Annotated in this window: 15 protein-coding genes; 11 read left to right on the top strand and 4 right to left on the bottom strand. The window is 40.0% G+C overall.

Going from position 1 to position 12,919, the window contains the following annotated elements; genetic code table 11:
• Window positions 1–8: 8 nt before the first annotated feature.
• The 4 genes from gspF to NQ782_RS08925 all read left to right on the top strand — a co-directional run bounded on the left by gspF (window position 9) and on the right by NQ782_RS08925 (window position 2,913).
• On the top strand, window positions 9–1,214 hold the full coding sequence (gene gspF / locus NQ782_RS08940; protein WP_001112089.1) for a type II secretion system inner membrane protein GspF: 1,206 nt from the start codon (window positions 9–11) through the stop codon (window positions 1,212–1,214).
• 23 nt (window positions 1,215–1,237) lie between these two features.
• Entirely contained in the window at window positions 1,238–1,819 is a 582-nt protein-coding gene (gspG, locus tag NQ782_RS08935; RefSeq protein WP_031994182.1) for a type II secretion system major pseudopilin GspG, read from the top strand.
• 266 nt (window positions 1,820–2,085) lie between these two features.
• Window positions 2,086–2,430 (top strand): hypothetical protein, encoded by a 345-nt coding sequence (locus NQ782_RS08930; RefSeq protein ID WP_000643174.1) that lies wholly within the window; start codon window positions 2,086–2,088, stop codon window positions 2,428–2,430.
• A gap of 144 nt (window positions 2,431–2,574) precedes the next feature.
• Window positions 2,575–2,913 carry a tRNA-binding protein gene (locus NQ782_RS08925; protein ID WP_032018776.1) on the top strand — a complete coding sequence of 113 codons (339 nt, stop codon included), beginning with the start codon at window positions 2,575–2,577 and terminating at the stop codon, window positions 2,911–2,913.
• Window position 2,914: 1 nt separating this feature from the next.
• Here the strand turns inward: NQ782_RS08925 and lnt are convergent, their stop codons facing one another.
• On the bottom strand, window positions 2,915–4,474 hold the full coding sequence (gene lnt / locus NQ782_RS08920; RefSeq protein WP_001203090.1) for an apolipoprotein N-acyltransferase: 1,560 nt from the start codon (window positions 4,472–4,474) through the stop codon (window positions 2,915–2,917).
• On the bottom strand, window positions 4,471–5,310 hold the full coding sequence (locus tag NQ782_RS08915; RefSeq protein WP_001154809.1) for an HlyC/CorC family transporter: 840 nt from the start codon (window positions 5,308–5,310) through the stop codon (window positions 4,471–4,473). The genes lnt and NQ782_RS08915 overlap by 4 nt, the downstream gene beginning before the upstream one ends.
• A gap of 184 nt (window positions 5,311–5,494) precedes the next feature.
• Between NQ782_RS08915 and tusA the strand changes: the two genes are divergently transcribed.
• Window positions 5,495–5,752, top strand: a complete 258-nt coding sequence (gene tusA, locus NQ782_RS08910) for a sulfurtransferase TusA (protein ID WP_000003406.1) — start codon at window positions 5,495–5,497, stop codon at window positions 5,750–5,752.
• A 143-nt stretch (window positions 5,753–5,895) separates the two neighbouring features.
• Window positions 5,896–6,276 (top strand): hypothetical protein, encoded by a 381-nt coding sequence (locus tag NQ782_RS08905; RefSeq protein WP_001000883.1) that lies wholly within the window; start codon window positions 5,896–5,898, stop codon window positions 6,274–6,276.
• Between the two features lie 85 nt (window positions 6,277–6,361).
• Here NQ782_RS08905 and NQ782_RS08900 read toward each other — a convergent pair whose 3' ends face one another.
• Window positions 6,362–8,074, bottom strand: coding sequence for an electron transfer flavoprotein-ubiquinone oxidoreductase (locus NQ782_RS08900; RefSeq protein WP_057093861.1), 1,713 nt, complete (start codon window positions 8,072–8,074; stop codon window positions 6,362–6,364).
• 186 nt (window positions 8,075–8,260) lie between these two features.
• Between NQ782_RS08900 and NQ782_RS08895 the strand changes: the two genes are divergently transcribed.
• From NQ782_RS08895 to NQ782_RS08875, 5 genes are all read left to right on the top strand, one after another.
• The gene (locus NQ782_RS08895) at window positions 8,261–8,872 is read left to right on the top strand and encodes a DUF1285 domain-containing protein (protein WP_000248028.1); all 612 of its coding nucleotides are present in this window, start codon (window positions 8,261–8,263) and stop codon (window positions 8,870–8,872) included.
• Window positions 8,873–8,919: 47 nt separating this feature from the next.
• The gene (gene murI / locus NQ782_RS08890) at window positions 8,920–9,786 is read left to right on the top strand and encodes a glutamate racemase (protein WP_005129809.1); all 867 of its coding nucleotides are present in this window, start codon (window positions 8,920–8,922) and stop codon (window positions 9,784–9,786) included.
• A 120-nt stretch (window positions 9,787–9,906) separates the two neighbouring features.
• Window positions 9,907–10,911 carry a DUF4062 domain-containing protein gene (locus NQ782_RS08885; protein WP_057093859.1) on the top strand — a complete coding sequence of 335 codons (1,005 nt, stop codon included), beginning with the start codon at window positions 9,907–9,909 and terminating at the stop codon, window positions 10,909–10,911.
• A gap of 73 nt (window positions 10,912–10,984) precedes the next feature.
• Window positions 10,985–12,001 carry a ferrochelatase gene (gene hemH / locus NQ782_RS08880; RefSeq protein WP_057093857.1) on the top strand — a complete coding sequence of 339 codons (1,017 nt, stop codon included), beginning with the start codon at window positions 10,985–10,987 and terminating at the stop codon, window positions 11,999–12,001.
• Between the two features lie 23 nt (window positions 12,002–12,024).
• Window positions 12,025–12,669, top strand: a complete 645-nt coding sequence (locus tag NQ782_RS08875; protein ID WP_000942275.1) for an MBL fold metallo-hydrolase — start codon at window positions 12,025–12,027, stop codon at window positions 12,667–12,669.
• On the opposite strand, the gene NQ782_RS08870 is transcribed toward NQ782_RS08875, so the two are convergent.
• Window positions 12,666–12,860, bottom strand: a complete 195-nt coding sequence (locus tag NQ782_RS08870; RefSeq protein WP_001138289.1) for a DNA gyrase inhibitor YacG — start codon at window positions 12,858–12,860, stop codon at window positions 12,666–12,668. The two genes, NQ782_RS08875 and NQ782_RS08870, sit on opposite strands and share 4 nt — an antisense overlap.
• Window positions 12,861–12,919: the final 59 nt, after the last annotated feature.

The following is a 12,919-nucleotide window of genomic DNA, read 5'->3' as shown; positions in this document are numbered from 1 at the left end:
ACATTACCATGCCTGCATATCAATTTACTGCTATTGATGCTTCAGGGAAGCAGCAAAAGGGGGTGCTTGAAGGAGACTCGGCACGTCAGATTCGCCAACAATTACGCGATAAAGCATGGACTCCGATTAGCGTTGACCCGGTTGAACAAAAAGATAAGCATCAAAGCCACGGATTATTCCAAAAAAAGTTTAGTGCTTACGATTTGGCGCTCATGACCAGACAGCTTTCGGTTTTGGTTGCTGCTGCAATTCCTTTAGAAGAAGCTCTCCGCGCCGTGAGCAGACAAAGTGAAAAAGCACATGTGCAAAATCTTTTACTCTCAGTTCGTTCAAAAGTATTGGAAGGACATTCACTTGCACAAGGGATGCAACAGTCCGGGCGTTTTCCTGACCTTTATATTGCTACTGTTGCCGCAGGTGAGCGTTCAGGACACTTAGATCTCATTTTAGATCAGCTATCAGACTACACCGAGAACCGTTTTGCCATGCAAAAGAAAGTTCAAGGTGCCATGATTTACCCAATCATTTTAATGCTGATGTCTTTCGGTATTGTGATGGGATTAATGACTTATGTGGTCCCAGAGATTGTAAAAACCTTCGATCAAAGCAAAGATGCCTTACCATGGATTACAGTTGCTTTAATGAAAGCGAGTGATTTTATCCGTCATGCATGGGTATTTATTATTCTTTTTGCAATTGTAGGGGTGGTAGCTTTTGTCCGTTTTTTAAAAACTACTGCGGGACATTATGCTTTTGATCGATTAACACTCAAATTGCCATTATTCGGTAAACTATCCCGTGGTATTAATGCTGCGCGCTTTGCCAGTACTTTATCTATTTTGACTCGTTCAGGCGTGCCATTGGTAGATGCCTTAAAAATTGGTGCTGCTGTGACCAATAACTGGGTCATCCGTGATTCAATTTCCCAAGCGGCTGAACGTGTTACCGAAGGCGGAAACCTCGGTACGCAACTGGAGCGCAGTGGTTATTTCCCCCCAATGATGGTACAAATGATTCGAAGTGGTGAGGCATCAGGTGAGCTTGACCGTATGCTTGAACGTGCGTCGACCATGCAAGACCGCGAGGTGACGACATTTATTTCAACCTTATTAGCATTACTTGAACCGCTAATGCTAGTTTTAATGGCAAGCATCGTACTGGTTATTGTAATTGCGGTTATGCTGCCAATCGTAAATATGAACAATATGATTTAATAACTTTGATATTAGAGATAATGATGAAAGTAAAAAATATTCAAAGCGAAACAGCGATGAAACAACATAGTGAATCTGTGGTTTCAAATCAGTTTGAACCAACGTGCCATTCCGAGCATAGCTCTGTATCAGATGTTTGCTCTTCAAGTGCTTTCGGACTTGTGACACGTTCGACCCGTGCTCGAATGAAACGTGCCTCAGGCTTTACGCTTATTGAAGTTATGGTCGTGATTGTAATCTTAGGCGTGTTGGCTGCTTTAATCGTACCGAACGTCATGGGCCGTAGTGAAAAAGCTAAAATTGATACGACTCAAATTACCTTGAAAGGGGTTGCGGGTGCCTTAGATCAATACAAGCTCGATAATGGGCATTTCCCAACCATGCAAGAAGGTGGTTTAGATGCGCTTATTAATCAACCTGCTACAGCAAAAAACTGGATGCCGGGTGGTTATGTGAAAGGTGGTTATCCTAAAGACAGCTGGAAAAATGATATCCAATATGTCGTACCTGGAAAAGACGGCCATCCTTTTGATCTATATTCATTTGGCGCAGATGGTAAAGAAGGTGGTGAAGGTAACGATGCCGATATTTATTATCAGCCTTAATTAAAATGTAAGAGAGATTATCGATTCGGTTAATAAGATAAAACAATAATCCGAATTGATAATCTTTCTTAATCATAAAAATATAATAATGCATTGAAAATAAAGTAAAAAAGTTAATATCTAGATTTGAGATTTAAAATAAGAATTATTCCCATATTTAATAGTTACAAGAAAGTTAAAATATAAGAGAAAATAAGCTATATATTTAAATAAAAGCTTTGCATAATAAATAAAAAGCACTTTATTCAATGAATGGGAGAGATTAAATGAAAGCATTTCTCGTACTTGATGAGCTGAATCAGTTTCATTGGGCGATGCTTAAATCTGTCCTATTGATTTTAGCATTATTACCCATTGCTGAAGTTTCATTAAAGCTATGGTTGAGTACTGAGGGAAGTAGCCAAATCATGATTGGTTTCTTTGCCTTAAGTATTGTAAGCGCTTGGTTAATGGTGAGCTTCTTTACCGCATTAAAAACGAGTGTATGGCAAACTAAACAGATGGCTTCTAAATACGAACAATTGCTTTTTAAAGCTTATCGTTATGTGCCGATGGTTTTTTTATCGAGTTTAGTTGCTTATTTATCTTTGCAATTATCGATTGCTTTTTAATCTTATTTTAAAACCGAATTTTTAAATAAAACGTAGACTCAACGTCTACGTTTTATTTTTTAACTGGACTTAAAACAGGGTGTTTCTTCATTTGTACATATTATATGCTTCAAATCAGCAATTTAAGAAGATGAGAAATATGAAATGGAACAAATCGAGTGGAATGACTTTTTAAAAGTAGAACTGCGCGTTGGTAAAATTATTCAAGCTGAGGTTTTTGAAAAGGCGCGAAAACCTGCCTATATTTTGCATGTAGATTTTGGTGAAGAATTGAGTGTACGTAAATCGAGTGCACAGATTACTAAACTTTATCAACCGCAGGATTTGATTGGTAAATTAGTTGTTGCGGTAGTGAATTTCCCTAAGAAACAAATTGGTCCTATCCAATCGGAATGTTTGGTGACGGGGTTTCATAATGCAGATGGGGACGTAGCACTTTGTATCCCAGAGTTTGAAGTGCCTCTGGGTACAAAGTTATTATAATTTAGCGACGTGATTTGTAAGACACATCTACTTTACGTGGACGATAGATCCAGCCTAAAACCAGCAGTAATACTGCAAATCCTAAAATTGGATAATCACCTAGACGGTTATAGAGAGTTTGACCTTGCATGGCTGGTAAATCGCCTCTCAAGACAAACTCTTTATCAATCGGTGCTTGTTCGGTGATATGACCATTTTGATCAATAAACGCTGTTACACCTGTGTTAGTTGCACGAATAAACCAGCGACCATTTTCTTTCGCACGCATCTGCACCATTTGTAAATGTTGCCATGGGCCAGCTGTTCCGGTAAACCAAGCATCGTTAGATACAGTTACCAAAAAGTCGCTATCTTCTGCATTACGACGTGTCAGATTCGGGTAAGCCACTTCATAACAAATTGCAGCCGCAAGCGCGTGCCCTTTAATTAAAAGTGGTTTCTGATCACTCTCACCACGTGTAAAACCGCTCATGCTAATATCATTTTGCATGGCTGGTAAAACCCAAGAAAGCAAACCTGACAGCGGAATATATTCACCAAAAGGTACGAGACGCTGCTTTTTATAAAGGCCGCTTGAATCGCTGCCAGAGGCCATAATACTGTTGTAATACAGTGGACTTCCGACTTGATGCGATTTCGCTACATCCCAATAAGGTATGCCAGTTACCCAAGCGGTATGGTTCTTTTTAGCTTGTGCATCCATTGCATCCAAAAACGGTTCAATGTCGGTTTGGAAGAGTGGAATTGAAGACTCAGGCCATACAATGAGGTCACGGCCCCATTCAGATTGAGTCAAACCAGCATAAATTTCTAATGTTCTAACTTGATATTCGGTTAGCCATTTTAAATCTTGTGGAATGTTACCTTGAATGAGCGAAACGCTAAGCGGTTTAGCCGCTTTAGGTTGTACAAACTGAATATATGATGCTCCCCATGCACCTAAAACTAACAGGGCAGCAGGGATAACCCAGAAAATACGCTTACGTAGAACTTCAACTAAAGCACATGCTAATACAATGACTACAAAGGAAATTGCATAAATACCAAATAGCGGCGCATAACCATCGAGTAAACGTTCAGTAAAAGCGTAACCTACAAATAGCCAAGGGAAACCGGTAAATACCCAAGTTTTAGCCCACTCAAAAATAATCCAGAGAGGGGCGAAAGTCAGCGGTGTTTCAGGAAAGAAGCGTCGATAAATCCATGTCTGAAATGCTGTAAATAAGCCCATTACAAGGGCCATAACCGCAATCATACATACGCTTAGAAAAGCATTGGTATCGCCATATACATGGATCGACGTATAGAGCCAGAAAGCCCCAACAAACCATAAACCAAAACCATAACTCCAGCCAATTGCAAATGCTTGTTTGGCTGAGCGGTTATGCAATGTCGCATAGAGTAGGGCAGGAGACAAAATTGCCAGCCACCACCAATAATAAGGTGCCAGTGCAAAACTGAACACGGCACCTGAAAATAAAGCAATGAGCAATGGAAAAATTAAAGGAAGCTGTTTTTGTTGTTGCGAAGAATCTAACAGCTTTTCAAAGTATGCTCTCATTGACGTACAGCTCGAATCAGATGAATAGTGCGGGCATCTGCTTCAACAATCGTAAATAACCAATTTCCAAGCTCAACAGTCTGACCTTGTAAATCACTAACTAGACCAATTTCTTGAAGCAATAAACCGCCGACAGTTTCTACTTCATCGTCAGAAAAATCAGCATCTAAAACAGTGTTGAAGTGTTCAATTGGTGTAAGTGCCTGCACCATCCATGCATTCGCTATTGTATGGTCGTTATCTGGAACAATATACTGTGCATCTTCATCCGCAGTATCATGTTCGTCTTCAATTTCACCAACGATCTCTTCAAGAATATCTTCAAGCGTAACCAGTCCCGCTGTTGATCCATATTCATCAATCACAATCGCGATATGGGTCTGGGTGTGCTTAAGCATACGAAGAACTTGATCTGAACGTGCACTTTCAGGCACAAATAATGGCTGACGCATGAGCGAGCCAATATCTAATTTAGTATTTGGTTCAGTCAAAAATGGTAGTAAATCTTTTGCCAGTAAAATACCAACAACATTATCAGGTTGGTCAGCTGAGAAAACTGGAAAACGTGAGTGAGCAGACTCAACCAATACGTGAAGAATATCAAGTAACTGATCATCTTCTTGCATACTGATCATTGCTGTTCGTGGCGTCATGACTTCACGAATTTTTGTAGCAGGAAGGTCAAGAACACCTTCAAGCATGGCAACAGTATCAGGTTCTAAAAAACGACGTGAATTTTGGACTAGTTTTAATAATTCATCTCGGGTTTCTGGCGCTGTACCTAACCACTTTCGTAAGCCTCGCATACCCCACGACGGACTCGGTTCCTCTTGCATGATCTTTCCTAAAGACTCAATGTATCAAATGAATACACTGATCATACCGAAGAAAAAGCCCTTATGCATCTATAAAACAAAGTAAAAGACAAAACACATATTGTTATGTAAACGCCAGTTACAGTTCATAAGACAGTGATGGGTTTATGCTAAAATGTGAAAATTCTATTTGTTCGAGTTTGTTATGTCAGAACAACCTATTTCACCTACTGTACAACTTAATACGCGTGGTTTACGTTGTCCGGAACCTGTCATGATGCTGCATCAGGCGATTCGCAAAGCAAAATCAGGAGATGTTGTTGAAGTGTTGGCGACTGACCCTTCGACTTCTTGGGATATCCCTAAGTTTTGTATGCATTTGGGACACGAACTCCTATTAAAAGAAGAAGTTCTAGATGAGCAGAACCATAAAGAATACCGTTATCTGGTACAAAAAGGATAGAACAACAAAAAATAGAATAGAGCTTCTACCCACACATATTAGAAGCTCTATTAGAAATTAATTTTTAATTTAAAATGATAATATTTTTCAAATAAGAATCGTTATATAATTCTAAAAACTAAATATTTAGATGCCTTTATAAAGTGAATGATTATTTTGTAAAACAGAGTTTAATTATATGTCTTTGGTTTTTCTGTATTGCAGGTTTGTTACGTATTGAAGTTTCTTGGTTATCCGAGAATATTACTATCTTAATTCTATTTATTTTGATTACTCTTGGTTCAGTTATATTAGGTTATAGCAATACACATTTTGCTCCTGAACCTAAAGTTAAAATGAGTTTGATCTTACACACAAGGTTTATGGGGTTTTTACTAATTCTCGATTTATTATTTGGTAAATCAGTTTGGTACTTCGATTTAGCGCGAAACTTTGGTTTTCTCGGCTTATTTTTATTAGGCACATTTATTTTCTACAAAAGGAATCTTAATTTAAACGTAGCAAAAATACCTCCTTTTGAATAAGCGGATTCCAATAAAAAAGCCCCGAATAATCGGGGCTTTTTGTTACATCTTAGGATATGAGCCGCAGCTAAAGCGGCGCAAGGAATTACATGTTAGGGTAATTCGGACCACCGCCGCCCTCAGGTGTTACCCAAGTAATATTTTGAGATGGGTCTTTAATATCACAGGTCTTACAGTGAACACAGTTCGCTGCGTTAATCTGGAAGCGTTTAGAGCCGTCATCATTTTCCATGATTTCGTAAACACCAGCAGGGCAATAGCGCTGAGCAGGCTCATCCCATTTCGGTAAGTTCACATTCACTGGAATTGAAGGGTCAGTAAGCTTCAAGTGAGCTGGCTGGTTTTCTTCGTGTACAGTGTTTGAGATAAACACAGAAGATAAACGGTCAAATGTCAGTTTGCCATCTGGTTTTGGATAGGTTGGCTTGAAGCTCGTTGCATCAACAGTTTTCAATACAGCGAAGTCTTGTTTCAAGTCATGTAAAGTGAATGGTACTTTAAAGACGTTTTGGTCAATAAAGTTAAATGCACCACCAATCCATTGCCCAAATTTATGCATTGCAGGGCCAAAGTTACGAGCGTTATAAAGCTCTTCTTTTAACCAGCTGTTGTTAAATTTGTCTGTGTAAGAAGTTAATTCTTTAACGAATAAATCTTCGCCTTCGGTTACACGAGCAACCGCAAGATCACCACCTTTTTCAACTCCGGCAGCAATTGCTTCAAATACAGCTTCACCACATAACATGCCTGATTTCATGGCAGTGTGTGAGCCTTTGATTTTCGCAAAGTTTAAGAAACCTGCATCATCACCAATTAAGCAACCACCCGGGAAAGTCAATTTAGGTAAAGAGTTGAAACCGCCTTTCACTACAGCACGTGCGCCGTAAGAAATACGTTTACCACCTTCTAAATACTGTTTGATGAGTGGGTGAGTTTTCCAGCGCTGCATTTCCATAAATGGGTACATGTGTGGATTTTCATAAGACAAGTCCACAATCATACCCAAAGTCAATTGGTTGTTTTCAGCGTGGTATAACCACCAACCACCAGAAGAACCAGTTTCAGACAATGGCCAACCAGCACCGTGCATCACTAGACCCGGTTTATGTTTTGCTGGGTCGATTTCCCAAAGTTCTTTAATCCCGATCCCGTAATGTTGAGGATCTGCATCTTTATCAAGATTATATTTTGCAATTAGGCGTTTACCTAAGTGGCCACGGCAGCCTTCAGCAAAGAGAGTGTATTTAGCGTGAAGTTCATAACCCGGAGTAAAGTTATGTGTAGGCTCACCATCTTTACCAATACCCATGTCACCAGTTTGAATACCTTTTACAGTACCGTCTTCATGGTAAAGCACTTCAGATGCAGCAAAGCCAGGGAAGATAGAAACTTCTAATTCTTCAGCTTTTTGACCTAACCAGCGAACAACGTTACCTAGCGAGATAACATAGTTCCCATCATTGTGCATGGTTTTAGGAACCATCCAGTGAGGTGCTTCTTTAGAGGTAGTTTCTGAAAGCAAGAAGAATGTCTTGTCTTCAGTTACAGGTACGTTAAGAGGCGCACCTTCTTCTTTCCAGTTCGGGAAAAGTTCATTAATAGCACGCGGTTCAAGTACAGCACCAGATAAGATATGCGCACCTACTTCAGAGCCTTTTTCAACTACACAAACTGAAAGATCGGGTAAGTTATTTTCAATCGCTAATTGACGGATCTTAATCGCAGCAGATAGACCTGCAGGTCCTGCACCTACGATGACAACGTCAAACTCCATCGATTCACGTTCGATGTGTTCCATGTAGGACTCCTCAATACTTAAAGGTGGCAACCGTAATGTCAGATCATCCGGTGCTGCCGTGAGTGTTTTAATCCATAGGCGCAAATATGCTATTGTGCCTTTTATCGTTTGGGCTAGTATAGTTTTAAACCATGATCTAGCCAATTGGCTGAGTCGTCATATTTTTTCGTCAGCAAGGCATAAACTATGGTAAATCAAAATAATTCCCCATCGGATATGGGAAAAATACCGTTATCTGATGATAAAAACTTAATGAACATTGCACAATACTTAAAAGGTGTACAGCAAAGTCACAAAAGGTCAATCCCACCTTTAGAGCAATGGCATCCAAAGCATTGCGGTAAAATGGATTTAACGGTGAAAGCCAATGGAGAATGGTGGCACGAAGGTCAATTAATCAAGCGCCAAGCCCTATTGGATTTGTTTACCAAAGTCCTATGGAAAGAAGAGGGTAAATTCTACCTGAAAACCCCTGTAGAACAAATTGAAATCGAAGTTGAAGATGAACCTTTATTAGTCAATCAGGTAGATCAGATTGAAATTTCAGGTGATGAGTTTCTACAACTGACGACGACCAATCAGGATGTGATTTTAGTTGATGCAGAACACCCGATTTTTATGCGGGAATATGCAGGGGAGTTACGTCCTTATGTACATGTTCGATTTGGTATTAATGCGCTTATTCAACGTCAGGCTTTCTATCATCTCGTGAACTACGGAACACTGGTCGAAAATGATAAAGGCGAAACCATTTTGCAGTTAAAAAGTGGTAATTTGCACTTGCAATTAGGCACTTGAGGTTTAAGCTTTATAGAGTGAAATTTTCCGACACTCTCTAGTACGCCATGACAGCCATACAGCCTTTATTTACTGAATTAGAACCTATGCCTAAAGCATTAGCAGATGCCCCAATTGGTATTTTTGATTCAGGTATTGGAGGTATGTCGGTTGCAGCAGAAATTGCCAAATATTTGCCAAACGAACGTATTGTGTATTATGCAGATACAGCCTATGTTCCGTATGGTCCTCGCTCTGATGAAGAAATCAGGGAGCTAACGGCTCGTGCCGTCGACTGGTTATATCGTCAGGGTTGTAAAATTGCAGTCGTAGCTTGTAATACGGCTTCCGCATTTAGCCTTGATCATTTACGAGAACATTATGGCGAACACTTCCCGATTGTTGGCTTGGTACCGGCACTAAAACCTGCAGTATTACAAACTCGTTCTAAAGTGGTTGCAGTATTGGCGACACCAGCTACTTTTCGTGGACAACTCATTAAGGATGTTGTCGAAAAGTTTGCTGTTCCGGCGGGTGTTAAAGTGATGACTCTAACGAGTTTAGAGCTTGTCCCTTGTGTAGAAGCAGGGCAGCAAATGAGCCCTGCTTGTTTAAATGCATTAAGAGAAGTTTTACAACCTGCAGTTGAGCAAGGCGCGGACTATTTGGTACTTGGTTGTACGCACTATCCTTTTTTAAATGAAGCCATTCATCATCTTTTTGATAACCAATTCACACTGGTTGATTCGGGATTGGCAGTTGCCCGACAAACAGCCCGTATTTTAATAAAAAATGAGTTATTATGTGACCAAATGCGTCAGAATGTTGCACGTATTGAATGTTATGTAAGTGGTAATAATGCAGATGCATTACAACCTGTTTTACAAAATATGATTCCACAAGAATTGACATGGACGCTGCACAATCTGAGTTGAGCTCTATTGTAGGCATTCAGAAGAAAGCGTTTTTTTATATTTATTTTTCTTATTTGGGGCGGTTCATAATCTTGGCTGATTCAGGCCATATCAAGATTATGGGGCGATAAGGGTATTGCTATGCTCGATACACGCTATCAGATTTTTATTTCAACCTCAGGTCGCGAGATGCAATCTGAGCGTATGGTTCTTTCCCAAACTTTAGTCAATATGGGATTTTTTGCTTGGGGGTTAGAATATAGAAATCCTCTAACAACAACGCTTGCCCGTCGGCAAATTGATGAGTCGGATTATGTTGTTTTGCTGCTGGGTAGTCAGTATGGGGAGCAATCAATTTCAGGGGCGAGTTATTTTTCTTTAGAGTACGAATATGCGTTAAGTCGCGCGAAGCCCATTGTCGTCTTTATGCATGAACAACCTGAAAGTCGTGATATGCATTTACAAGAGACCCATCCGCAGCTTAAAGAGAAATTTCTGGCATTTCGAAAAAAGTTATTACATGAAGCGAATCATATTTTTTATTTTAAAAGCCCACGTGATTTAGAACTTGCTGTCCGTTTAAATATGCCTTTAATGGTTGAACAATATATGGGGCAAGGTTGGGTGCCTGCACGCCAAGCGCATCATTTGGAAGATGAAATTAACCGATTAAAAAGTAAAGTTTTACAATTAGAACAACAGTTATCAGAGTCATCAATTCAAGCAAATGAAGTGGCACCGCAAGATGTTTTTGCTTTTGAATATCAAATTCAGGCTTTTCAAGATGGTAACTTTAAAGAGCTTAAGCGTCAGAGACAAATGACTTGGTCTCAACTGTTAAGTATTTTGGCTAAACATTTTGAGACAGCAATGCCAGAAGAGAACTTTGGGACTTGCCTCAATGAGTATTTAAATCAGGACGGGTTAGAAGACGCTCGCCAAGAGTTGCCTAGAGCACATGCAGTGGCAGGTGCACAAATTAATCATAAAGCCCTGTTTCGTATTAAAAAGCAAATGCAATCACAAGGATGGATTGTTCCAACCAAGATTGATCAACAACATAGTTTATGGAAAGTAACGACCAAAGCCCAAAAGCTCTTGCTCAGTTATAAATGGAATCATCGGAGTACTCGATTAAAAGCTTAGAGCGATTCAATTTAGATATGACCATGAAAGCTGTTACATTAGTGTCATAAGATGAATTGAAAGGCATTTACACATGTCGTTTGAACAAAAACCGAAAGTTACTGTCATTTTAGCGAATTTAGGCACACCGGATGAGGCAACTGTCCCAGCGGTGCGCCGTTTTTTAAAGCAGTTTTTATCTGATCCACGTGTAATTGAAATACCAAAATTCATTTGGTGGATTATTTTAAATCTGTTTATTTTACCTTTTCGCCCAAAAAGAGTAGCGCATGCCTATGCTTCGGTATGGTCTACCGATTCACCAATGCGTGAAATTGTATTTGAGCAAACTCAACGTGTGCAGGCTTATTTAGAGCGTGAAAATAAACAGTTTGATTTAACTGTGTTGCCCGCTATGACTTATGGTAATCCGGGTATTGATGCAGTTTTAGAAAAACTGGCGACTAATCCGCAAGAGCATGTCATTTTATTGCCTTTATTTCCTCAATATTCAGCCACTTCTACAGCACCGTTATATGACGCATTTGCTAAGTGGATTCCTACTCAGCGAAATTTGCCGGGTCTGACCATTATTAAAGATTATTATCAACATCCAATGTTTATTCAGGCGTTGGCAGAAAGTGTTCTAGCTTACCAAGAGCAACACGGCAAACCTGAAAAGCTGTTGATGTCATTTCATGGTATTCCACAGCCTTATGCAGATAAAGGTGACCCTTATGCAGACCGTTGTCGTATTACCGCAAAGTTAGTCGCTGAAGCTTTGCATTTAAAAGATGATGAATGGGCAATTAGTTTCCAATCACGTTTTGGCAAACAAGAATGGGTGAAACCTTATACTGATCAACTTTTACAAGATTGGGCGAAGCAGGGCGTTAAGTCTGTTCAGGTCTTAAGCCCAGCTTTTTCTGCTGACTGTTTAGAAACGCTTGAAGAGCTCGCTATTCAAAATGCTGAGTTATTTCAGCAAGCTGGTGGCGGAAGCTATGCTTATATCCCTGCTTTAAACAGTGATCAAGCGCATATTGATTTGCTTGCAGGTTTAGTTCAGGCTAATCTTGATGCCCTTACCCATACCTTAGCCCACCGTTAATTGCGTTTTAGCCAGAGGTTCTTATGCTGCAAGTCAAAATTGTTCCAGTTACTGCTTTTGCTCAAAATTGTTCTTTAGTTTGGGACAGTGAAACAAAAGAAGCAGTTTTGATTGATGCAGGCGGCGATGCTGCTGTTTTGAAAAAAGAAGTAGAAGCCTTAGGTTTAAAAGTAAAAGCGTTATGGCTTACTCATGGGCATTTAGATCACGCAGGGGCTGTAGGTGAACTCGCAAAAGAGTGGAGTGTTCCTGTTGTTGGTCCGCATAAAGAAGATCAGTTCTGGCTAGATATGATTCAGGAAGTTTCGGCACGTTATGGTTTTCCAATCCCACAGCCTGTAAAAGTCGATCAATGGCTTGAAGGCGGTGAAGTGCTAAAACTGGGTGAAGATGAGTTTGAAGTGCGTTTTGCACCAGGACATACACCAGGTCACGTCATGTTCTATAACAAGAATCATGGTTTACTCTGGACTGGCGATGTCCTGTTTAAAGGCTCAATTGGAAGAACAGATTTTCCACGTGGTAATCATGAGCAACTGATTGAATCAATTCAGCGTGAGTGTTTTAGCTTACCAGATGAAACCCAGTTTATTTCTGGACATGGGCCAATGAGTACCATTGGCTATGAAAAACAATTTAACCCGTTTGTCGCAGGTAAAGCGGGTTAATCCTCATAATCATCTTCATGCTGACTACCCTTGTCTTGCTGAGGAGCATCTTGGGTAGGCAGTCTATATTCATCGTTTGCCCAAGCGCCTAAATCAATAAGTTTGCAACGTTCAGAACAAAACGGGCGAAATTCATTACCTTCCCAAACACTTGGTTCACCACAGCGTGGGCAGGGAAATGTACGTGGCATAAAGCAGTAACCTCAAAGTGAAGAGAAATAGATTAGGCAAAAGTCAGGTGACTTGTTAG

It is taken from the genome of Acinetobacter sp. BD54, from assembly GCF_044778325.1.
Lineage (GTDB): Bacteria > Pseudomonadota > Gammaproteobacteria > Pseudomonadales > Moraxellaceae > Acinetobacter > Acinetobacter baumannii.
This window is presented reverse-complemented; position numbering and strand designations above follow the sequence as displayed.

Coding starts and splice junctions, on each gene's coding strand:
- gspF (WP_001112089.1), top strand. CDS start 9: ATGCCTGCATATCAATTTACTGCTATTGATGCTTCAGGGAAGCAGCAA.
- gspG (WP_031994182.1), top strand. CDS start 1,238: ATGAAAGTAAAAAATATTCAAAGCGAAACAGCGATGAAACAACATAGT.
- NQ782_RS08930 (WP_000643174.1), top strand. CDS start 2,086: ATGAAAGCATTTCTCGTACTTGATGAGCTGAATCAGTTTCATTGGGCG.
- NQ782_RS08925 (WP_032018776.1), top strand. CDS start 2,575: ATGGAACAAATCGAGTGGAATGACTTTTTAAAAGTAGAACTGCGCGTT.
- lnt (WP_001203090.1), bottom strand. CDS start 4,474: ATGAGAGCATACTTTGAAAAGCTGTTAGATTCTTCGCAACAACAAAAA.
- NQ782_RS08915 (WP_001154809.1), bottom strand. CDS start 5,310: ATGCAAGAGGAACCGAGTCCGTCGTGGGGTATGCGAGGCTTACGAAAG.
- tusA (WP_000003406.1), top strand. CDS start 5,495: ATGTCAGAACAACCTATTTCACCTACTGTACAACTTAATACGCGTGGT.
- NQ782_RS08900 (WP_057093861.1), bottom strand. CDS start 8,074: ATGGAACACATCGAACGTGAATCGATGGAGTTTGACGTTGTCATCGTA.
- NQ782_RS08895 (WP_000248028.1), top strand. CDS start 8,261: ATGGTAAATCAAAATAATTCCCCATCGGATATGGGAAAAATACCGTTA.
- murI (WP_005129809.1), top strand. CDS start 8,920: ATGACAGCCATACAGCCTTTATTTACTGAATTAGAACCTATGCCTAAA.
- NQ782_RS08885 (WP_057093859.1), top strand. CDS start 9,907: ATGCTCGATACACGCTATCAGATTTTTATTTCAACCTCAGGTCGCGAG.
- hemH (WP_057093857.1), top strand. CDS start 10,985: ATGTCGTTTGAACAAAAACCGAAAGTTACTGTCATTTTAGCGAATTTA.
- NQ782_RS08875 (WP_000942275.1), top strand. CDS start 12,025: ATGCTGCAAGTCAAAATTGTTCCAGTTACTGCTTTTGCTCAAAATTGT.
- NQ782_RS08870 (WP_001138289.1), bottom strand. CDS start 12,860: ATGCCACGTACATTTCCCTGCCCACGCTGTGGTGAACCAAGTGTTTGG.